We start from the raw sequence: 21,796 nt of genomic DNA, 5'->3' as shown, positions 1-21,796 counted from the left end.
TGACACAGTGGAGGAGATATAAAGTTTGCGTTTCTTTCCGAGCCGCGCAGACGGCATGATTATCCGAACGCGCTACTTCGCTGCGGCACGTTCACGAAACAGTGTCGCTATTCTTCAGCGGCTTGGTGTTAGACCTGCGCTAAGCCGCCATCAACGAAGACTTCGCCGCCCGTCATGAAACTGGAATCTGAAGATGCCAGAAATGCTGCAACACCGCCGGTCTCAGATGGCTCGCCCATACGACCAAGCACCGTCGTCGCTCCGATTGCGTTCATCCCCTCGTCACCGAGAACTTCCAGTGCCAACTCTGTGGTGATCGGGCCAGGTGACATCACATTGACACGGATGCCGGTACCTCGCAGGTCTAGCGCCCAACTGCGCGCTAGGTTTCGAACCGCGGCTTTGGTCGCACTATAGATGCTGAACGCCGGTGTCCCCATCACACCCGTGCTTGAACCCGTCAGAATAATCGAGGCACCCGCCGTCATGAGTGGCAGTGCCTTTTGTACCGTAAAGACCGTGCCCTTTACATTGAGGTCAAATATCTGGTCATAGTGCTCAGGCGTAATCTCGCCGAGCGGCGCGAACGCTCCGGTTCCTGCATTAGCAAGGAGTATGTCGAGCCCGCCCCGCTCGTTTTTTACCTTTTCATAAAGACGGTCGAGGTCGGAGAGATCGGTCACTGAGCCCTGAACCGCCTGCGCTGAAGATCCAAGTTGCGCAGCGGCGGCATCAAGCGTTTCTTGCCGACGGCCAAAAATATAAACGAATGCCCCCTCCTCGATAAACCGCTTGGCGGCTCCAAAACCTATACCGCTTCCGCCACCCGTTATAACTGCTGTCTTACCCTGTAGTCTGCCCATGTCGCGCTCCTTTGTTGTAATCACACTAAGCTGGCGACCTACGCACCCATTGACAAGTATGCACCTTTTGGTAAGTACCTAGAAATGTCAAATCGATCACACCCATCCGTATCACCGACGGCGGCCGAACCACCTTCGGAGACCTGCACCCCGACGCTGGCCGGCTTCACCTGCGGACTTGACGCAACCTTGCGTGTCATATCGGGGAAGTGGAAACCGTTGATCTTGTACTTCGTCGCCCAGGGTGGCCCGACCCGCTACGGTGCGCTTCGGCGCGCAGTGCGCGACGTAAGCGACAAAGTCCTAATCCAACAGCTCAAGGAGTTGGAGGCTGACGGTCTCGTGAGGCGGACTGACTACAAAGAGGTCCCGCCGCGCGTCGACTACAGTCTGACCCCACTGGGCAGGAGCTTGGCCGAAGCCTTAGTGCCGCTCTGCTCTTGGGGCACTGACAACATGGCCGAGGTTACGCGCGTCTTCGCTGAGCGCGGTGCTTTGCGGTAAAGCCGAAGCTCTTGTCGGTATCATGCCAATATTGAACTCACCAAGTCTGGCCACCTAACTTAACGCAACGGTTGCCTGCACCAGCGGGTACAAAAATAAGCCCGCGGCCCCAAAGCCGATTGTTGAGCAGTCAACAATTATGAGCTCTCGGCCACTGTGCGCCATTAGCGGACAATTTCTACTTGGCTGTCGCTTTCACGATGCGCTCAGCAAAGCTTGCCGCGGCAAGTGGCAGGATGCGTCCGCGCAACTGGCACATCACGAGGTCGGATCGCGGGATATCGCGTTCATCGATTGGCCGACCAACCACACCCATACCGAACTCTTCACGCGGCGCGCCAACGTCAATCTGGAAGGAGATCATGTTGCCGCGCAGCACAAGGCCGCGGAGCATCTCAAAGGAATTGGATTCGGCCATGACGTCGAACCGAAAGTCGCGCCTTGCAATAACTTCATCAAGAACCTGGCGTCCGCCAAGACTTTGGTCCGGCAATGCCAACGGATGCCCGACGCAGTCCGAGAGGCGCAAAACCTCTTTGCTGGCCAACGGATGGTCATCGCGCATGATCGCGACGAGCCTTTGTGGAACCGAGGCCAGAATTCGGACTGCGGGGCGCATGGCTGCGCGGTAGACGATCGCGAGATCGACGTCGTAGTCGATCAGAGCATTGATCGCGGCATTGTGGTCCATGACCTTGATGTTGAACACCAGGCGCGGATTGGCCTTTCTGAACTCGCCGATCTGGGAGGGCAGGAAGTCAAGCGCAAGTGCCTGGCTGCAGGCGATTTTCACGGGACCACGGCGCAATCCTCGCAAGTCTTCAACCTGGGAGCTCAGGCGTTCCGCGTCGGCGATCTGGCTTCGTGCATAGCGGACAAACATCTCTCCGGCGGCCGTCAGCCTCACGCCACGCGCTCGACGTTCGAAAATCGGCGTTCCGATCTCAAGCTCGAGGTCCTGGATTTTCCTGTTCATCGCTGATGCCGTGATGTTCATCTTTTCCGCCGCCTGACGGATGGAACCAGCACGGGCGATTTCCGAGACCTGCTCTAAAAGCTTGAGATGTCGCATGGCGTTCCTCCTCAGTGAGGCCTTTTTGTCACCGCTGATGCACGATAATAGCGGTAGATGTGTTCACTGAATAGTGGCACTTCTGCATTGCAACACAGACGAAAGAGCAGCCGGACAAGGCGGCCCCCAACCACCAGATCAAGGGAACAGAGAATGGCTCACCATCAGATGAAGACACACGCCCGCATGGTAGCACTCGCTGCGATGACGGCGCTTGCTACGGTTGGCGCTTCCGCGGTCGCGCATGCGGAAACCAACATCAAGCTGGTCCTGAACTGGAAATATCAGGGACCGCAGGGCTTGCTGTTTCTGGCAGAGGACAAGGGCTACTTCAAGGAAGAAGGCCTGAACGTCACGATGGACCAAGGTAATGGCTCGGGTGCCGCGGTCCCGTTGGTCGCCAATGGTGCTTACGACATGGGCTTCGGCGACATCAACGCGCTAATCGAGTTTGCGGCAAAGAAGCCGGAAGATGCCCCGGTTGGCGTCTTCATGATGTATAATCAGCCGCCCTTTACCGTTGCCGTCAAGGCCGACAGCCCGATCAAGACGCCTGCTGACTTCGCGGGGCACACGTTAGGCGGAGCCGCCAACGACGGCGCGCTGAAGCTATTCCCGGCTCTCTGCTCGATCACCAAGTCGGATTGCTCCACGGTCGAAATCACCAACATGCAGCCAAACCTGCGCGAGCAGATGCTGATGAAAGGCCAGGTCGACGGCGTCTTCGGATACGTCAACACAATCCGCTTCAGCGCCAAGCTGATCGGCGTTAATCCGGACAAGGATATCCGCTTCATAAACTACGGCGACTACGGCATGGACCTCTACTCAAACGCCATCATTGTCTCGAAGACCTTCATGAAGGATCACCCCGATGCCATCAAGGGTTTCCTGCGCGCGCTGAACAAGAGCATCAAGGACGCGATCAAAGATCCCGAGGCTGCCATCGCCTCTGTGAAAGCCCGCGAGCCGCTGATCAAGTCCGACGTAGAACGCGAACGCTTTGATGCGACCCTGGCCGATGAGATGGCGCATCCGGAACTTGCGACCGTCGGCCTCGGTGATATCGACGAAGCACGTCTGGCGAAGTCGATCGACATCCTTGTAGACGCCAATAGCCTGCCGCGCAGCCCGACGGTCGGCGAGGTCTTCGACCGTAGCTTCCTGCCTGCCAAGAGCGAGCTTCTGACCTCGGTCAAGTAACCGACGGCGCAGTACGCCGTCCCCCTTTCTCCATACACAACGAACGGAGCAACATCATGGACTTGATGCTGAAGGATAAGGTCGTCTTTATCACCGGCCCCGCCAAGGGGATGGGCGCGGCAATCACGCTGGCCTTTGCCCGGGAGGGCTCTAAGCTCGCACTTGTCGGTCGCGACACGGCAGCGATCGAACCTGTAGCTAAAGACGCCCGTTCCAAGGGTTGCTCCGTCATCGTTATCGACTGCGATCTCACCGATGCGGGCCAATGCGATGCGGCGGCTGAGAAAACTGTCGAGGCTTTCGGCCGCATCGACGTTCTGGTCAATGTCGCGGGCGGCTCCGGTCCTATGGGCAAGACCGGAGTCGAAACCACGCCGGAAGAATTCGACGAGATCGTCACGCTTAACATGAACGGCTGCTTCCATACGATCCGCGCGGTCCTACCGTCGATGATTGAGAACCGCTATGGCAAGGTTGTCAATGTGGGCGGCACCTTCGGCATGAGGGGACGCTCCGGTCGCTTGGCCTACTCGGCATCCAAGTGGGGTCTGCGCGGCATCACCAAAAGCTTCGCACTTGAGGTCGGCCAGCACAACATCAACGTCAACAACGTCGCACCCGGCATGGTCGATGGGCCCCGCTTCCGTGACAAGGTCTGCAAGACCATGGCGCAGAAGCTCGGCATCACCGAAGAGGAAGCCGCGATCCGTCACGCCGAGGATTACGCGCTGAGGCGCATTACCGTCGACGAAGATGTCGCCAATGCCTGCCTGTTCTTTGCCAGCGACGTATCGCGCCAGATCACCGGCGCGGATATCCCGGTCGACGGCGGCTGGGCAGCACTTTAAGGAAGGTTCTAATCCATGACCGCAGATACCACCGCAGACCTCGTCATCCACGGCGGCACCATCGTTTCGCCGGACACCGAATACAAGGCTAGTATCGCAATCAAGGACGGCACAATCCTCGCCATCGGCGAGCAGTGTGCCATGCCTGCCGCGAAGGAAACGCTCGACGCAACCGGCCTCCACATTCTTCCCGGTGCAATCGACGTCCATGTTCATTTTCGCGATCCGGGCTATGCCCAGAAGGAAGACTTCGCCAGTGGCACGGCGGCCGCGGCGTTCGGCGGCGTCACCACGGTTTTCGACATGCCGAACACCCTGCCAGCGATCTCCGACGCGAAATCACTTAAGGAAAAGCATGCAATCGCCAGCGCGAAGGCACATGTTGACTACGGCCTCTACGCCGTGCTCGGCGAAGACAGTCTGCCGCACATCCATGATCTGGTCGATGGCGGCGTCATCGGGTTCAAATGCTACATGGGCAACACCTTCGGCCGCATCCCGTCGCCAAGCACTGGTGCAATGCTGGAACTGTTCGAGATCGTCGCTCCTACGGGTAAGCGCATCTCGCTTCATGCCGAGACGAACTCGATCATGGAGCGTCGCGAGGCACGCCTTCGCCAGATGGGGCGCACCGATGCGCTTGCGCATCTTGCCGCGCGTCCGGCCGTGGTCGCCACCGAGGCCGTGGCCCGCGCTGCGATCCTCGCCGAATGGACGGGTGCCCGCATCCACATCCTTCACATCTCCTCTGCGGCCGAATTACGGCCTCTCGCAGAAGCCAAGGCACGCGGCGTTGACATCACCGGCGAGACCTGCCCGCAATATCTGGTCCTCTCAGCCGACGACTATGAGGAAAAGCGCGGCGTGATCCGCGTTAATCCGCCAGTCCGAGAAGCGGAAAACCAGGACCCGATCTGGCAGGCGCTAGTGGACGGCACGATCGACATGATTGCCACCGACCATGCCCCGCATTCCATCGAGGAAAAGACACGTGAAGACATCTGGACAGTTGATTGCGGCTTCCCGGGCGTAGAAACCCAAATGCCGCTGATGCTGACGGAAGTCGCGCGCCGCAACGCAAGCATCTCGGACTACGTTCGCTGGAGCGCGGAAAACCCGGCCAAGTGCTGGGGTCTCTTCCCGAAAAAGGGCGCGCTGATGGTCGGCTCCGACGCCGATATCGCTATCGTCGACACCAACCGCACCTGGACAGTCGATGACAACCTGATCCAGTCCACCGCCAAGATTTCTCCCTGGCACGGCATGGAGACAACCGCTCTTCCGATCCATACGATCGTCCGCGGCCGCTTCGCCATGAAGAACCGCAAGCTTCAGGAAGACGCACGAGGCTGGGGGCGCTCGGTCCACGACATTCAGGCGATGCCGACGCCAGACGTCCGCCACGCAGATCAGACGATGGCAGCCGTCACGTCTCAAACAGCAACGAACAAGGGGAGTGCTGCGGCATGACATCAGCTCTCGCTACCGAAATCGCAGTCCGTAATGCTATTATCGATCTGGAAAGGGTGAACGTCACCTTCGGTGGCGAGAAGAACAAGACCGTAGCACTGGCGGAAACGTCGCTTAGGATCGAGAATGGCGAATTTGTCGCTCTCGTCGGTCCCTCTGGCTGCGGCAAGTCGACGATCCTCAAGCTGGTGGCGGGAACGCTCTCGCCATCCCAGGGACACATCTTCGTTGCCGGCCGTGAAATCGGTGCGAATAACGTTCGGATCGGCATGGCCTTCCAGAACCCGACACTGTTGCCCTGGCTCAACATCCGCGACAACGTGATGATGCCGCTGAAGATCGTCTCTCCGTTTAAACAAACCTATTCGAAGAAGAAGAGCGGTGAATATCGGGATCGTGCCGAGGCGCTCCTGAAGCAGGTCGGCCTGACTGGCTTCGGAGACAAATTTCCCTGGCAGCTTTCGGGCGGCATGCAACAGCGCGCTTCACTCTGCCGGGCGCTGATCCACGATCCCACCCTGCTCCTGCTCGACGAGCCTTTCGGCGCACTCGATCAGTTCACCCGCGAGGAGCTCTGGGAGATTATGCAGAACCTCTGGATCGACAAAAAACCGACGGTGCTGCTCGTTACCCATGATCTCAAGGAGGCCGCCTACCTCGCATCCCGCATCTCCGTCATGCAAGCGCGCCCGGGTCGCATCATCGAAGACAGCACCGTACCTTTCGCCCGGCCGCGCACGATCGATGTTTCCTTCGAACCCGAATTCGTTTCCCTCACGCAAAGGCTTCGCGAGCGCATCGTCGCGGCACGGGCCGTCAAGGAGCATCAGTCATGAAGCCGGATACCAGACGTCGCCTTCTCTCCGCCTGCTGCATATTCGGCTTTTTCATCGCCTGGGAAGTCATCTGCCTCGCCTTCGGGATCTCGGAAATGGTCCTGCCCCGTCCGACACAGGCCATCTACACCTTGGTAAGCCAGTTCCCGTCGATCTGGCCGCATGCATTTCAGACTATTTACACGACGCTGGTCGGCCTCGGTCTCGGCATCATTATTGGTGTGCTACTCGGCATGCTCATTGGATCGTCAAAGCTTGCCTATGACGTCGCTTATCCAATGCTGGTTGGCTTTTCCTCGATCCCGAAGGTTGCGATCGTCCCGATCCTAGTTCTCTGGTTTGGAGCGGGAACGGTTCCGGCGATCATGACGGCGATGGTGATGTGCATTTTCCCTATCGTCGTCAATGTGGCGACCGGCCTTGCCTCGACGGAACCCGAGTTGCAGGACGTGATGCGGACATTGAAGGCGACGAAACTCGAAATCCTCTGGAATATCGGGTTGCCGCGGACCATGCCCTACTTCTTCGCTTCGCTGAAAGTCGCCGCCACGCTCGCATTCGTCGGAACGGTCATCGCCGAAACCGTCGCCTCAAATCGCGGCATCGGCAACCTGATGATGATCGCCAGTTCCAGCTTCGACGTGCCTCTGGTGTTCGCCGGGCTGTTCATTCTCGCAGCTCTCGGCGTCGCCCTCTACATCATCTTCTCGGCCATAGAGGCACGGGTCACTGGTTGGGCAGTGCGCAACGATAACTTCGCCGCCAACGGCTGATCTTTCCTAACAATCACATCCTCGCCTCCTCTACCACGACGGAGCCGAACCTCAGAGGGACAATCCCATGACCAAGCTCAAAATAACGGCAGGCCCGTTTAGCTTCGACGCCCGCCTCGAAACCGGAAGTGCGCCAAAAACCTCGGCCGCTTTCCTCAAACGCCTTCCTTATGAAAGCCAAATTGTCCATGTCCGCTGGAGTGGCGAAGGCGTGTGGGTGCCGCTGGGCGACGAGGACTTCGGCGTCGGCTACGAGAACCACACCAGCCACCCGGCTCCAGGTCACATCATCCTCTATCCGGGTGGCATCAGTGAAACCGAAATCCTGCTCGCCTATGGCGGCGTCGACTTTTCCTCGAAAATGGGGCAGCTTGCCGGAAACCATTTCATCACGCTGACCTCGGGATTGGAGAATTTGCCCGCACTCGGAAAGACGACATTATGGGAAGGCGCACAGCCCATCCGCTTCGAGCTGGCTTGACCCATGGCCGAGCACGAGCTTCTTCCAGACATTGATACGGTCCATTGGGGTTATCTCGACGCGACCCTGCCACCGGCGCTGGAGATTGCTGATGGTGATATCGTTACAGTCCATTCCGTCAGTGGTTCGGCGGAAGAAACGCCTGTCGCCGGATACTGCGTGCGTCCGGAACTCAAATCCATCCAACGGACACTATCGCCGGAGCTTGGCCCTCATATTTTGACTGGGCCAATCAAAATCAAAGGGGCAATGCCTGGCGATACCCTCAGGATCGACATTCTTGACGTCAGATTACGCGACAACTGGGGCTACAACATCATTCGTCCCGGCAAGGGTGTGCTGCACGAAGATTTCGGAGAGCCGCATACGGTGCATTTCGGGATCGATCTGGAAACAGGAGCCATCGCGACTCCCTGGGGTGGCGCACTAACAGCACGGCCATTCTTCGGGGTGATGGCGACGGCTCCCAATGCCGAAGATGGTCGTCGTTCATCGGTTGCGCCGGGATATTTCGGTGGCAACCTAGACAACAAGGAACTGACCGCTGGCTCCACACTCTATTTGCCGGTGTCCGTTGAAGGGGCGCTCGTGTCTATTGGAGATGGACACGCAGCGCAGGGCGACGGCGAGGTCTGCCTTACCGCCGTTGAAACTGCATTGACCGGACGTTTCCGTTTTACGGTTATTAAAGCTGGACTGATGCCGCTACCTTACGCCGAGACACCAACCCATATGATTGGCATGGGCTTTGGCGAGAACCTCGACCTCGCCGTTCGTGAAGCCCTGCGCAGCGCCATTTCTCTCATCTGCAATCAAACGGGCATGAGTGCGGCAAATGCCTACACGCTCTGCAGCGTCGCCGCCGACGTGCGGATTACCCAACTCGTCAACGTTACAACGGGGGCTCACGTGATGATCCCCAAATCCGTCTTCCCGCCTGCCAGGCCTGAATAAAGAATGCCATGACCCGCCGTGCGATAAAAATCGATCGCCGTTTTCTGCTGTTCCAATTTAGCGGCTCGGAAGACGTCGCCAATGGCGCTGGGTAAGACCGATATCCAAGCTGATCTACGGTAGCACGACGAAAGTGCTTCATGCTTTTCTCGGCCTCATCGATCATATGGTCGCTGAGAAATCTGCCACCTGCGCACCAGCATACGGCTTTTGTCGATGCGGATGCAGAGGTATTGATCGGCAAATTACACGCATACCAACGCATCGAGGTTCCCAAGTGGACGTGATACTGACCACGACGTCGAAAGGCAGAAAGATGAGCGGCGCGGGGTGACGCGCCGCTCATAGCGATCAGCCAACCTTGAAGGTCAGTTCATCGACGCCGTCCACATGGGCAACCATGACATCGCCCTTGACGATCGCGCCGACGCCGGCAGGCGTGCCTGCGAAGATCAAATCGCCTGGTTGCAGGGTGAATAAACCTGAGAGATAGGAAATCATTTCCGGAACCTTCCAGATCATCTGGTTAAGGTCGCCCGTCTGGCGCACTTCGCCATTGACCTTGATCCAGATCGCGCCGGCGGAGGGATGTCCCACCTTGGACACGGGATGCAGCGGGCCGCATGGAGCGGAAGCCTCGAAGGCTTTGCCGGTTTCCCAGGGGCGACCGAGTTTCTTTGCTTCGTTCTGCAGATCACGGCGGGTCATGTCGAGGCCGACGGCATAGCCGTAGACGCAGTCCAGTGCCTTATCAAGCTGGATATCTTTGCCGCCACTCTTCAGCGCCACGACAAGCTCTACTTCGTGGTGCACGTCCTTGCTCTGCGCCGGGTAAGGGAAATCCGTACCCGACAGAACCAAGGTGTCCGGGTTCTTCTGGAAGAAAAACGGCGGCTCCTTGTTTGGGTCGTGGCCCATTTCGATCGCGTGGTCGGCGAAGTTGCGGCCGACGCAATAAATGCGGTGGACCGGGAAGAGTGCCTGGCTGCCGGCGACCGGAAGGGTTGGAATGGCGGCCGGGTTGATGACATAGGCTGGGTTGGTTGCGGTCATGTCGTTCATTATCGTGCTCCTGCGTAATATTCGATGCGTTTTTCGAAGAGTTCCACGGCCGCGGACAGCAGCATTGCCACCGCGAAGAGGATGATTGTCAGAGCCCAGAAGCGCTCCATGTCGAAGCTGCGGGAGTAGAGCTCGAAGAGTTCACCGTATCCGATGATGGATACGAGGATCTGGCCAATGACCACGCCCTTCACGCCGCGGATGAGACCGATGCGGATGCCTGCCAGGATTTCCGGGAGGGCTGAGAAGAGAATGATCTTAGTGAAGATGGTGAGCCGGGATGCACCGTAGCAACGACCCATCTCGATGAGCGACGGCGGAACCTGCATCACGCCGGCCCGTGCATCAAGCACGATGATCCAGACTGCGAACAGGAACACCGTGACGAACACCGTGGTCTCACCAAGCCCGAACAGGATCATGAGAACCGGAACCAGAGCCGAAAGAGGCGCGCTGACGAACATATTGACCCAAAGGCCGAAGATGTTGTCGACGACCTTGAAACGGCCCATGGCGATGCCGAGCGGCACGCCGATGCCGATGGCCAGGGCCATGCCCAACACGAAGGACCGGATTGTCACCAGCGATGCGTTCTGCCACGAGTTCGTCGCGACCAGCTCAAAGCCGGCCGAGATGATCGCGCTCATCGGCGGGACCAGGAAGATTACATCCATCCGACCGACGATTTCCCAAATCAGCGCCCAGAAGATAAGCGATGTCATCATGGGGATCTTGATGCCGAAAAGTTTCATGGCCGGTTACTCCGCATACTGCCTGAGGCCCTGCCAGATCTCTTCGACCACATCGAGATAACCCTTGTCGCGGCGGATGACATCGGGTGCAGCGGAGCGATCGATGTTGGGTTCGATGATCTGGGAGACGCGACCGGGGCGCGGCGAAAGCAGGACGATGCGATCGGAGACGTAGACGGCCTCTTCGATCGAGTGCGTGACAAAGAGGAAAGTCTTGCGCTCCTTCTCGACCAGTTGCAGCAAATCTTCCTGGAATTTTCGACGGTTCTGTTCGTCGACGGCTGAGAAGGGTTCGTCAAGCAGCAGGACATCCGCATTGACGGAGAAGGCGCGGGCGATGCCGACGCGTTGGCGCATGCCGCCCGAGAGTTCGTGCGGATATTTTTCCTCGAAACCTGTCAGGCCCACCTCGCTGATATAGTGCTTGGCGATGCGGTTGCGTTCAGCCTGCGGAACGCCTTTGAGCTCAAGGCCAAACGCAACGTTTCGCAACACGGTGGCCCAGGGCATGAGCGCAAAGTCCTGGAACACGAAGGCACGTTCCGGGCCGGGGCCTGTGACGACCTTACCGTTGACCCGTATCTCCCCTGAGGTTGAAGGCACAAGGCCCGCGATGATTTTCAGGAGCGTGGTCTTGCCGCAGCCAGAGGGACCGAGCAGTGTGGTAAGCTTGCCGCGCTCGAACTGAAGATTAATGTTTCTGAGTGCCTCGATGTCACCATAGCGTTTGCAGATGTCGCGCACCTCGACAATGGCGTCGGACATGGTCGAGCGCGACGGATCGATGGTGCGGGCCGTCATGGAAAGAGCCATCTTATTTTCTTCTCTTTTCGGGACGCAGGAAGTTGACCTCGACATATTGCAAGGCAGCGAGTGTCAGCGTCGAAACGGCAATGATGGATGCGACGGCCGCGTACATGTGGGCGTAGTTGGCGATCGAGCGGTGATAGGTGATGAGGTCACCAATACCTGTCGGGGTAATCAGCAGTTCGGCAAGCATGACACCTATGAAACCGGCGGCTATACCAAGGCGTAAGCCCGCGAACAGAACCGGCGTGGCGTCGGGTATGATGACCTTGAAGATCTGCTGGAGGCGATTGCCCTGAAACGATCGGCACATGTCGACCAGCGACGGATTGACGTGACGAACCGCCTTGTAGGAATTGAGCACGATCACCGGCAGGGCCAGCATAATGACGGCGAGTGTCTTGGCGACCAGACCAATGCCGTAGATAAAGGTGACCAACGGAACCAATGCAGCCATTGGTGCGGCCTGGAGCACAATGAAGACGGGGGCCAGAAGCCACTCCGCCTTGTCTGATAGGCCCATGATGATGCCAAGCCCTATGCCAAGCACGGCTGAGACGGCAACGCCGATCAACAGCGGCTGGAACGTGATGAGATAGGCTCGCAACAAGGTGCCGTCGAAGGCCATCTCGAACAGCGCAAAAAGTGTGTCGAAGAAGGTGGGGAAGGCGAAGCTGATCGGGACGCCTCCCGCGATTTCCCAGATTGTGAAAAGAGTTGCAAGAGAAGCCACCACCCAGAAGGATTTACGGCGTCTGGCGAATTCGGCGAGCGTTTCGGCGAACCGGGGGGAGCCGGTGGCGGCCCCCTCCGTTGCACTCGCCCTATGGGGTGAAGTGGTCATGTGCATCACTTCGTTCCGACCTTGGCAAGTGCTGCATTGAGCGCGGTGAGGTCCCAGAAGTCTTCGACCTTGAGGTCGGCCGACTTGCCTTCGAGCGCGCCGGAGACCGTGTAAAAGTCGAAGTCGTCGCGGGCTGCGTCCTCGCCGCCACCATTGAGCGGAAGGGTAGATGCCGCCTCGCTAAAGTAAGGCTCAATGTCGGCTACCATGTCCGGCGTTGCATCGGGAAGAAGCTTGTATTTTTCACGCAGCGCAACGGCTGCCTTAGGATCCGCAGCGACCTCCCGCCAAGTGGTCAGAATGCTCTCAACGAGGATTGCGACATCCTTCTGGTTTTTCGAAAGATAGTCAGTGTTGGCAAACAGTGCCTCGTCGGTCGCGCTGACTTCGCCAAGGGGCAGGAAGCCGAATTTCCCTGGCGCTTCCTTCTCCAGCACGCGCTTGCCGGAGGAATCGACGATCGTCGCCTTTACATTGCCCTGAAGAAGGGCGCCGGTGCGGACTTCCGCGCCCGGAACGTAGGAAATGTTGGAATACTTGATGCCGTTCTTGTCGGCCATAAGGCGCATGATCGCCTCAGTACCGGAACCGCGGGAGTGAACCGCGATTTCCTGGCCATCAAGATCCTTCCATTCCTTGTAGAACTCGGTGTTAACCACCGGATAGAACTGGAGCTTGGAAAGCTGCATGAAGATGCGGATCGGCGCCTTCACTTTCTGGAGAAGGGAGTAAGGGCCACCGATGCCAATGTCGGCCTGACCGCTCACAACCGCCTGCGCCGCGATATCCTCGCTCTTCAGGAAGGTGACCTGCACATCAACGCCCTGCTCCTTGGCGCGTTCGATCGCCGCGAGAAGATGGACGGATTCCACGGTTGCGATATCGCCGAACGCGATGCGCATTGGCTCGGCAAGCGCCAGGCCCGGTATTGCTGCTGAAAGGCAGAAGGCGGCGGCCACGGCCGATACCCTCAATCGTCTGAGATAAGTGTTCATGCTCATTCCTCCCAAAATTGTGTTTTTCTCAACCCAATCTGAAACCAATTCTTCATTAATTACGAATTGTGTCAACCAATGAAACATGTTGCGGCGCGACAGAAAAGGTAGAAAAATAGGCTTTTTATGCGATAAATTGTTGTTATTTATGGCTTTAAAATTATCGTAATTCGTCCGTAAGTGGGTGCGTTGACATGCACCAATATGCCGGATATAAGCAAACCAATCGTAAATTGGTTCGGAAATTGAGCATGACAGACTTTTCGGATGGGGCGGTTCTCACGCGCCTCAGGGACTTCCTCACAACCGCGGAATTGCAGGATGGCGGACGCCTTCCGCCGGAGCGGGAGCTGGCAGAAGCGCTGGAAATCGGGCGCGGTGCGCTGCGCAAAGCGCTAGCAACCCTGCAGGCGGAAGGGGTGGTCTGGCGGCATGTCGGCAAGGGCACGTTTACAGGCGAGCGGCCGATCGACACGGTGGCTGATATCAACGCTATGGTGCATCGGACCAATCCGCTCGAAGTTATGGGAGCCCGCATCGCCTTCGAGCCTGAGGTCGCCCGTTGTGCTGCGCTCAATGCCACACCGAGCCAGATTGCAGAGCTGCGCAGCTGCATGATCAAGGCGCAGCAGGCGCCAACCTGGCGGCTCTATGAGCAGTGGGACAACCGACTCCATCGGCTGATTGGCGAGTCCTCGCAGAACTCACTCCTTCTTGGGCTGCTCGACACGTTGAATGCGGTACGCCGCGCCGTCACTTGGGGAAGGTTGCGTGACACGCCGGTGCGCCCTCCGGTCAACCACCATTCATTCGAGGAACATGAACGCATCGTGGAGGCCATTGCCAATCGCGATGGTGCCGGGGCTGCGGATGCGATGCGCAAGCACTTGCGCAGCGTGGAAAGCCATATGCGCGACATGCGCTGACACGACAATCTTTGAGGAGGGGCGGCGCAACGTCGTCTCATGGGAGAACACAATGGCAAAGATCAAGGTTGCAAACCCCGTCGTCGAACTCGACGGCGACGAGATGACGCGCATCATCTGGCAGTTCATCAAGGACAAGCTCATCCACCCCTATCTTGACGTGGATCTCGAATATTACGACCTGAGCATCGAGAACCGTGATGCGACCAATGACCAGGTGACAATCGATGCGGCACATGCGATCCGCAAGCACGGCGTCGGCGTCAAATGCGCGACCATCACCGCCGACGAGGGGCGTGTTGCTGAGTTCGGCCTGAAGCAGATGTGGAAGAGCCCGAACGGCACGATCCGCAACATCCTGGGCGGCGTGATCTTCCGCGAACCGATCATCTGCAAAAACGTGCCACGCCTCGTGCCCGGCTGGACCCAGCCGATCATTGTTGGCCGCCACGCCTTCGGTGATCAGTATCGCGCGACCGATTTCAAGTTTCCGGGCAAGGGAAAGCTGACGATGAAGTTCGTCGGCGACGACGGCACTGTGATTGAGCGTGACGTGTTCGATGCTCCGTCCGCCGGGGTGGCACTTGGCATGTACAATCTCGACGAGTCCATCACCGAATTCGCCCGCGCTTCGTTGAATTACGGCCTGCAGCGCAAGGTGCCTGTCTATCTTTCAACGAAAAATACAATTCTCAAGATCTATGACGGTCGCTTCAAGGATATCTTCCAAACCGTGTTCGACGAGGAGTTTGCTTCAAGGTTCAAGGAAGCGGGCATCTGGTACGAACACCGCCTGATCGACGATATGGTCGCTTCGGCTCTCAAGTGGTCCGGCGGCTACGTGTGGGCCTGCAAGAATTATGATGGCGACGTGCAATCGGACATAGTTGCGCAGGGCTTCGGCTCGCTCGGCCTCATGACCTCCGTTCTGTTGACGCCAGATGGCCAGACCGTCGAGGCGGAAGCTGCCCATGGCACTGTGACCCGCCATTATCGGCAGCATCAGAAGGGTGAGGAAACCTCGACCAATTCGATCGCTTCGGTCTTCGCCTGGACGCGAGGCCTCGCCCATCGTGCCAAGCTGGACAACAATACGGAACTGGCAAAGTTCGCGCACACGCTTGAGCAAGTGTGCGTGGAAACTGTCGAAGCCGGCTTCATGACCAAGGATCTTGCGCTGCTGATAGGCCCGGACCAGCCATGGCTCTCCACCACGGCCTTCCTCGACAAGATCGACGAACACCTGCAGGAGGCCATGCAGGCTTAAACTGAGCCGAGGGCGACGTGGCGACGTCGCCCCGCCCGCTCCAGGGCAACGTCTGGCTTGTCAATCTGGGGCTGGTCTCAAGACTGCAGCAATCGATCATGGATGGTTCTATTGACAATCTGCTGATGGGAAATGGATCCGAGCAACCCATCCTGATGTATGCCCAAATGGCAGCGCAGCAGCCCGTTTCCTCATCGTTCGGCGATTGCAGAACATGCCTGGCAGTCATGAAAGAACAGACGCCATAGCCATCGCTGGTATCGCAGCATACACAGAAATGGCAACCGAGCATGACGGTTCAGGACAAGACATTAAAAACAATGGCGAACATTTTCTATCGCTCATTCGACGTGTCTTAAGAGAACTCAAGATTCGCAATCGTGAATTCTAAAGAGCTATTAAATGCAACTAACGCTCGAAATGCACTAATTCACTTCGATATTTCAAAGGATATTCTACTTTAAATCGTTATCAAGACTTGACTCAAATAGTCATCTTTGAGATTGCGTCTTTACGTTCCAAGTTTTTTCTAGAAGACGCGGACAAAACGCACTCAAGTGATACGATCCGAGGTATTCATGTCCAGCAGGCAGGCGATCATTTCGACGGAGTATGGAAGTCGCTATCTACAGCAACTTTCCAAGCACTGGGCACATAAATTTGAAACGGAAGCCACGCCCGTTTCGGCAAAGATTGCTTTGCCGCTAGGAGATGCCCGACTGAGGGCGGACGATGGAAGCCTTCACATCGAAATCACTGCACATAAGAGCGAAGACCTTTCAGTTTTACAGGATGTCGTTCAAACGCATATCGAGCGCTTTGCCTTCCGGGAGACGCTTGAGTTCGATTGGCAGCCGCAAACCTGACGCTGCCGGCAACACGTTCTAATCATCAAACAGAATTCTATTGAAATGGGGATGGGGTACATGTCGAAGGGAACACACCAGTTCTGCCTGCGTAGTTACGGCTGCGCGATACTTGCTGGCGTTTCGCTGCTCGCGCTAACGCCAGTTTTAGCGCAAGGCCAAGAAGCAAATCGCGCTGAACGCGGTCCAGGCACCTCCGCAACAGTACTTGCCCCCATCTTGATCGAATCTCAAAACGAAAACAAACCGAAGACAAGCACCATCGGACTGCCTCCTGCATCGTTCAGTGGTGGACAGCTTTCGACAGGAGCACGACTTGGCTCCCTTGGAGACCGTCCTGTTAAAGACACGCCCTTCAGTATCACGGCCTACACAGCTAAGCTCATCCGTGATCAGCAGGCGCGAACTGTTGCTGATATTACACTCAACGACCCGTCCGTGCGCGCGGATGCGCCTGCAAACAGCGAGCGCGATTCGTTCTTCATCCGCGGCTTTTCGGTGGTCAACCTCGATATTCTTTACGATGGACTTCCGTATATCGCCAACCCGCGTCGTCATTTCCTTGACGGCATTGAGCAGGTTCAAGTTTTGAAAGGACCGAGCAATTTTGCGAACGGCGGGCTGGGTCGCGTCGGCGGAACGATCAATCTCATCCCAAAGCGTGCAGCAGATGAACCATTAACCCGCCTCACGACTGGTTATCGCAGCGATTCACAATTCTGGACGCACGCCGACGTTAGCCGTCGGTTTGGTCCAGCAAATGAATGGGGCGTTCGCGCCAATGGCTCAATCAAGGGCGGTGAAACCGCTCTTGATCACAATGATACCAAAGTTGGCGTGGCAACGCTCGGCATCGACTATCGTGGTGATGATTTTCGTGCTTCGTTAGATTTGAGCCACTCGACACAAAAGCTCGATTCGCCAACATCACTGTTTAACACCGTAGATACACGACCTGTATCTTTGGTAACGCAGATACCGCGAGCTCCAAATGGCAAGGTGAATACGGGCAATCCGTTTGAATACCTTGATAGCTCATACAATATGGCTACGGGCCGGATTGAGTACGATATACTGGACAGCACGACGATCTATGCTGCGGCTGGCGCATATCGTTACCGTGAGGACTTTCTGACATCGTCCTATACAATTCTAAACAACAGCGGTGATGCCCGGATCGATTTCGGATACAATCCGCAAGAAATTATCAGCTATTCCGGCGAGACAGGGATTCGTTCAGAATTCGAAACGGGTGAGATAAACCACCAACTGAACATATCCGCCCAACTAGCATATACGGAAAATAATCGCGGTTACCTCAACCCATCTGCTTTGGGTTTCCCAAGCTACGTGTCCAATATCTACGATCCCGTTTATATCTCAGGGAGCTTGGTGAATACGTCGGGCTTGCCCCGTTCTGGTAACCTGAACCCGTTTTCAGAACTGTTGTCTACCAGCTTTGCAATCTCGGATACGCTTTCCTTCCTAGACGACAGACTTGAACTGACTTTGGGCGGGCGCTTTCAAAGTGTCCGCCAAAAAAGCTTCAATGTGCGCCCAGATCGTGGACCTCTCGGAGTACAGAATTACTTTTATGATGAGTCACGGTTTAGTCCAGCGGTTGCAGCCAGCTTTAAGTTGACCGAAGACCTCTCCATCTACGCAAATTACGTAGAGGCGTTGACGGAAGGCGCAATCGCTCCTTTGACGCCAACGTTAAGTAACCCAGGCGAAGTACTTCCTCCTACGGTCAATCGACAAAAAGAAGTTGGGGTGAAATATGACACCGGTTCGCTCATGCTGACGGCCGCGCTTTTCGAGATAAAGCAGCCTAGCGCTTATGTGGTGGGGAACACCTATGGTCTCAATGGTCTACAGACCAACAGCGGCGTAGAACTTACGGCTTACGGAGAGCCAATCGATGGCCTGCGACTTCTCGGTGGGATCACATTTCTTGATGCAGAGCTAAGCCGCACCAATGGCGGAGGAAATGATGGCAACGTGGCTCCTGGCATCCCGAAGACTTCGATCAGCCTCTATGGCGAATATGATTTGCCATGGATTGAAGGCCTAACAGCCACCGGTCGCGTCGTTCACAGCGGCAGCACTTACTTTAACGCGGCGAATACCCTGAAGGTCGACGACTGGACACGCGTTGACCTTGGTGCACGGTACAAATTCGAGCGCGAAAACGGAAAGCCTATCGAAATCCGCGCCAATGTCGAAAACGTTTTTGATGAGAACTATTGGGCGTCGTCGGCTCGCAGCTTCCTCGCAGCTGGCGCATCTCGTACCTTTACACTTTCAGCATCGTTCGATTTCTAAAAGGAACATTCACAGCGAGCCAGAACCGAGCCACTGCATTCTCAAATCAAGCGCGATTATTACCCGCGCCTCTCTCTATCGCACAGAAAGACTATTGCGAACGTGTCAGACTATGACGGCGCGGTGGTCGTGCGATTTTGAGACATGCTTTCTGCAAACTCGCTTATCGATATTCCGAACAGCTTATGATCTGAGCGGGTGATAAGCGGGTTTTTACGACACTAGAGTAATAAAACTCCGTGACTGTCGAAATAATGGAGTTTTGACGGATCGGCGGTTAATCCAACCTCGCTTCCCACAGATGGCATTTCCGGCCTGTCGTGGGTGACAAGGCAAATCTGTCCGCTGGGCAACGCGATGTGCAGCAGAGATATTGCGCCCGTATACTCACAGAGATTGACAATCCCACGCATAACGCCCTCTCCTGGGGCGGAAATGATAAAATGTTCGGGTCGTACGCCTAGAGATTTGGTGGAGGCAGGATGCTGTCCGCTCAGCAATGCACTTGCCTCACCTGCCGGTATCACGTTCATTTTCGGGCTTCCTATAAATTGGGCCACGAAAATGTTGGCCGGCCGTTCATAGAGTTCCCTTGGTGAACCCACTTGCTCTATTCGCCCGTCGCGCAGAACGACGATCTTATCGGCCAACGTCATGGCCTCGATCTGATCGTGGGTCACGTAGATCATCGTGGTGGCAAGACGCTTATGTAGCGCGGCGATCTCGGATCGCATGTGCACTCGCAGTTCTGCATCAAGATTGGACAGGGGTTCGTCAAACAGGAATACGTCGGGATTGCCGACGATGGCCCTACCAATGGCTACGCGCTGACGTTGGCCGCCTGAAAGTTCGCGCGGATAGCGATCCAGCAAAGCCTCCAGCTTAAGCGTTGCCGCCGCTTCGCCGACGCGCCGGTCGCGCTCCGCAGTCGGTACCTTCCGCACCTTTAGCCCGAAAGCCATATTGTCGCGAACCGTCAGATGCGGATAGAGTGCATAGGACTGGAACACCATCGCCACGCCACGTTGCGATGCCTGCACCTCGTTCACCACGCGCCCGCCGATCGATAACTCGCCGCCAGTGATATACTCCAGCCCTGAGATGAGCCGGAGCAGTGTGGATTTTCCGCATCCGGAAGGGCCTACGAAAACGACGAACTCGCCGTTCTCAATCTCCAGATCGACACCGCGGATGACGTCCACCGCCCCGAAGCTTTTTTTAATGTCCGTTAGCGTAACACTGGTCATATTTTACCCTTTGACGCCGGAAAGCGCGAAACTTTCAATGATCTGCCGCTGGGCGATCAGATAGACGATCAGGATCGGCACCACGGCAAGGCTGGTTGCGGCAAGCTGCAGGTTCCATAATGGAAGTCCGTAGCTGTCGTTGAAGTTGGAAAGTGCGAGCGGAAGCGTGAACATTTCGAGCGAACTGACAAAGATCAGCGGTTCGAGGAACAGGTTCCACGAATGAAGAAAGGTGATTATCGCAACCGCTGCCAGTGCCGGGCGCGACATCGGTATCGCGATCTTCCACCAGACCCCAAGGCGTGAAAGCCCATCCATCTTGCCCGCATCTTCCAACTCTTTTGGCAGCGCCAGAAAATATTGGCGCATCAGGAACGTCGCCATCACGCCTTGCGGACCAAAGGTCGGCAAAAGGATGAGAGGCCAGTGGCTATCCACCATGCCCATCCCGCGCATCAGAAAGAAGTTGGGAATGATCGTGACTTCCTCCGGCACCATCAGCGCCGAAATCAGGAAGACCATCAGCAGCCCCGCTCCTGCAAATCGCATCCGCGCCAGCGCATATCCGGCCAGCGAAGCGATTATCAGCGTCAGCACGGTCACAACGACCGCGATGTATATCGAATTGAAATACTGTCGGGCAAATGGCTGGTAGGTGAAGACCTCGACAAAGTTCTGCCAACGCCAGACACGCGGAATGAGCGTCGGCGTGCCGAAGATTTCGGTCACGCTTTTAAAGCCCGCAGATACCATCCAGATAAACGGAAAGACGAAGGGTATGGCGACGATCAAAAGCGCAATCGTCCAGCAGGTGCGATAAAGAATCTGGATCTGACGCTGCGTCATTGCATGCCCTTCCGTCTCAGCATGACCTGGACCAGTGTCAGGGCCATCACGATGACGAACATGATCATCGCCAGTGCAGATGCGTACCCGATATTGAAGAACTTGAAGCCCTGCTGGTAAATGTAGAAGGCCAACACCAGCGTGCCGTTTTCAGGCCCGCCTCCAGTCATCTGGTATATGTGATCGAATACCTTGAACGAACCGATCGTGGTGATGACCATGATGACGAGCGTCGTCGGCGCAAGCAGCGGCCAAGTAATCATTTTGAAAACCTGCCGACGCGAGGCCCCTTCAAGGCGAGCCGCCTCCTCGTAATCCCGCGGGATGGACTGCAGGGCGGCGATGTAGAGGATCATGTTCAGTCCCACCATCTTGATGACCCGCGTCACGATGACAGCGGCCATCGCCCAGTTCGGCTCACGCAACCAGTTCGGTCCACTGATGCCGACAATCGCCAGCACCTGATTGATAAAGCCGCCCTCTCCCTGCAACAGGAACTTCCAGACTATCGCCCAGGCGATCGCCGAGGTGATAACCGGAGCGAAGAACACCGTGCGGAAGAACACAACGCCGAAGAAAGGCCGTGAAAGGGCGAGCGCCAGCATGAGAGCCAGCGCCATATTGAGCGGCACAAGCCCGATTGCAAAAATAACCGAGTTGCGCACCACGAGCCAGAAATCCGGATTTTCGAGCAGCGCATTCTCGAAGTTGGCCAGGCCGATAAAGGTTGCCTCCTGCGTCAGCAGGTTCCATTCCGTTGTCGAATAATACAGGATGGCGCAGAGCGGCCCGAGAAAAAAGATGAGGAAGCCGATGAAGGTGGGGCTGACGAACAGCCACGCCTCCATCATTTCT

General features: G+C 56.7%; 22 protein-coding genes. 12 read left to right on the top strand and 10 right to left on the bottom strand.

Going from position 1 to position 21,796, the window contains the following annotated elements:
- Nucleotides 1-128: 128 nt before the first annotated feature.
- Entirely contained in the window at nt 129-863 is a 735-nt protein-coding gene (locus PYL13_RS22330) for an SDR family NAD(P)-dependent oxidoreductase (RefSeq protein WP_275642900.1), read from the bottom strand.
- A 156-nt stretch (nt 864-1,019) separates the two neighbouring features.
- Here PYL13_RS22330 and PYL13_RS22325 point away from each other — a divergent pair, with 156 nt between their 5' ends.
- Entirely contained in the window at nt 1,020-1,367 is a 348-nt protein-coding gene (locus tag PYL13_RS22325) for a winged helix-turn-helix transcriptional regulator (RefSeq protein ID WP_192490007.1), read from the top strand.
- A 178-nt stretch (nt 1,368-1,545) separates the two neighbouring features.
- On the opposite strand, the gene PYL13_RS22320 is transcribed toward PYL13_RS22325, so the two are convergent.
- The gene (locus PYL13_RS22320) at nt 1,546-2,439 is read right to left on the bottom strand and encodes a LysR family transcriptional regulator (RefSeq protein ID WP_192490006.1); all 894 of its coding nucleotides are present in this window, start codon (nt 2,437-2,439) and stop codon (nt 1,546-1,548) included.
- A 153-nt stretch (nt 2,440-2,592) separates the two neighbouring features.
- Between PYL13_RS22320 and PYL13_RS22315 the strand changes: the two genes are divergently transcribed.
- The 7 genes from PYL13_RS22315 (at nt 2,593) to PYL13_RS22285 (ending at nt 9,004) form a co-directional block, all read left to right on the top strand.
- Complete coding sequence (locus PYL13_RS22315) at nt 2,593-3,642, top strand: ABC transporter substrate-binding protein (protein ID WP_275642899.1); 1,050 nt, start codon at nt 2,593-2,595, stop codon at nt 3,640-3,642.
- Nucleotides 3,643-3,698: 56 nt separating this feature from the next.
- Nucleotides 3,699-4,490, top strand: coding sequence for an SDR family NAD(P)-dependent oxidoreductase (locus PYL13_RS22310; protein WP_275642898.1), 792 nt, complete (start codon nt 3,699-3,701; stop codon nt 4,488-4,490).
- Nucleotides 4,491-4,505: 15 nt separating this feature from the next.
- Entirely contained in the window at nt 4,506-5,960 is a 1,455-nt protein-coding gene (gene allB, locus PYL13_RS22305; protein ID WP_259148105.1) for an allantoinase AllB, read from the top strand.
- Nucleotides 5,957-6,796: an ABC transporter ATP-binding protein gene (locus tag PYL13_RS22300; protein ID WP_275642897.1), complete on the top strand. Its 840-nt coding sequence runs from the start codon at nt 5,957-5,959 to the stop codon at nt 6,794-6,796. The genes allB and PYL13_RS22300 overlap by 4 nt, the downstream gene beginning before the upstream one ends.
- Complete coding sequence (locus PYL13_RS22295) at nt 6,793-7,569, top strand: ABC transporter permease (protein WP_275642896.1); 777 nt, start codon at nt 6,793-6,795, stop codon at nt 7,567-7,569. Before PYL13_RS22300 ends, PYL13_RS22295 begins: the two co-directional genes overlap by 4 nt.
- Nucleotides 7,570-7,636: 67 nt before the next feature.
- Nucleotides 7,637-8,050, top strand: a complete 414-nt coding sequence (locus PYL13_RS22290; protein WP_275642895.1) for a DUF3830 family protein — start codon at nt 7,637-7,639, stop codon at nt 8,048-8,050.
- 3 nt (nt 8,051-8,053) lie between these two features.
- Complete coding sequence (locus PYL13_RS22285; protein ID WP_275642893.1) at nt 8,054-9,004, top strand: acetamidase/formamidase family protein; 951 nt, start codon at nt 8,054-8,056, stop codon at nt 9,002-9,004.
- A gap of 351 nt (nt 9,005-9,355) precedes the next feature.
- Here PYL13_RS22285 and PYL13_RS22280 read toward each other — a convergent pair whose 3' ends face one another.
- From PYL13_RS22280 to PYL13_RS22260, 5 genes are read right to left on the bottom strand one after another with little or no spacing between them, the layout of a single operon-like run.
- Nucleotides 9,356-10,066 (bottom strand): fumarylacetoacetate hydrolase family protein, encoded by a 711-nt coding sequence (locus PYL13_RS22280; RefSeq protein WP_275642892.1) that lies wholly within the window; start codon nt 10,064-10,066, stop codon nt 9,356-9,358.
- The gene (locus tag PYL13_RS22275; protein ID WP_275642891.1) at nt 10,066-10,818 is read right to left on the bottom strand and encodes an ABC transporter permease; all 753 of its coding nucleotides are present in this window, start codon (nt 10,816-10,818) and stop codon (nt 10,066-10,068) included. The genes PYL13_RS22280 and PYL13_RS22275 overlap by 1 nt, the downstream gene beginning before the upstream one ends.
- Nucleotides 10,819-10,824: 6 nt before the next feature.
- A complete protein-coding gene (locus PYL13_RS22270; RefSeq protein WP_275642890.1) occupies nt 10,825-11,631 on the bottom strand; it encodes an ABC transporter ATP-binding protein in 807 nt (268 codons plus the stop codon).
- 1 nt (nt 11,632) lies between these two features.
- Complete coding sequence (locus tag PYL13_RS22265; protein WP_275642889.1) at nt 11,633-12,475, bottom strand: ABC transporter permease; 843 nt, start codon at nt 12,473-12,475, stop codon at nt 11,633-11,635.
- Complete coding sequence (locus PYL13_RS22260; protein ID WP_275642888.1) at nt 12,475-13,464, bottom strand: ABC transporter substrate-binding protein; 990 nt, start codon at nt 13,462-13,464, stop codon at nt 12,475-12,477. The genes PYL13_RS22265 and PYL13_RS22260 overlap by 1 nt, the downstream gene beginning before the upstream one ends.
- A gap of 251 nt (nt 13,465-13,715) precedes the next feature.
- On the opposite strand from PYL13_RS22260, the gene PYL13_RS22255 reads away from it, so the two are divergent.
- From PYL13_RS22255 to PYL13_RS22240, 4 genes are all read left to right on the top strand, one after another.
- Nucleotides 13,716-14,390, top strand: coding sequence for a FadR/GntR family transcriptional regulator (locus tag PYL13_RS22255; protein WP_275642887.1), 675 nt, complete (start codon nt 13,716-13,718; stop codon nt 14,388-14,390).
- A gap of 52 nt (nt 14,391-14,442) precedes the next feature.
- On the top strand, nt 14,443-15,657 hold the full coding sequence (locus tag PYL13_RS22250; RefSeq protein WP_275642886.1) for an NADP-dependent isocitrate dehydrogenase: 1,215 nt from the start codon (nt 14,443-14,445) through the stop codon (nt 15,655-15,657).
- A 578-nt stretch (nt 15,658-16,235) separates the two neighbouring features.
- On the top strand, nt 16,236-16,523 hold the full coding sequence (locus tag PYL13_RS22245; protein WP_275642885.1) for a DUF2218 domain-containing protein: 288 nt from the start codon (nt 16,236-16,238) through the stop codon (nt 16,521-16,523).
- 60 nt (nt 16,524-16,583) lie between these two features.
- The gene (locus PYL13_RS22240; protein WP_275642884.1) at nt 16,584-18,848 is read left to right on the top strand and encodes a TonB-dependent receptor; all 2,265 of its coding nucleotides are present in this window, start codon (nt 16,584-16,586) and stop codon (nt 18,846-18,848) included.
- Nucleotides 18,849-19,069: 221 nt separating this feature from the next.
- Here the strand turns inward: PYL13_RS22240 and PYL13_RS22235 are convergent, their stop codons facing one another.
- From PYL13_RS22235 to PYL13_RS22225, 3 genes are read right to left on the bottom strand one after another with little or no spacing between them, the layout of a single operon-like run.
- A complete protein-coding gene (locus tag PYL13_RS22235; protein WP_259148116.1) occupies nt 19,070-20,095 on the bottom strand; it encodes an ABC transporter ATP-binding protein in 1,026 nt (341 codons plus the stop codon).
- Nucleotides 20,096-20,098: 3 nt separating this feature from the next.
- A complete protein-coding gene (locus tag PYL13_RS22230; RefSeq protein WP_259148118.1) occupies nt 20,099-20,941 on the bottom strand; it encodes a carbohydrate ABC transporter permease in 843 nt (280 codons plus the stop codon).
- Nucleotides 20,938-21,792 carry a carbohydrate ABC transporter permease gene (locus PYL13_RS22225; protein WP_275642883.1) on the bottom strand — a complete coding sequence of 285 codons (855 nt, stop codon included), beginning with the start codon at nt 21,790-21,792 and terminating at the stop codon, nt 20,938-20,940. Before PYL13_RS22225 ends, PYL13_RS22230 begins: the two co-directional genes overlap by 4 nt.
- Nucleotides 21,793-21,796 lie beyond the last annotated feature (4 nt).

This window comes from Agrobacterium sp. Azo12 (genome assembly GCF_029193765.2).
Lineage (GTDB): Bacteria > Pseudomonadota > Alphaproteobacteria > Rhizobiales > Rhizobiaceae > Agrobacterium.
Note: the sequence above shows the minus strand (reverse complement) of the source record. Positions and strands in the feature narration are given on the sequence as shown.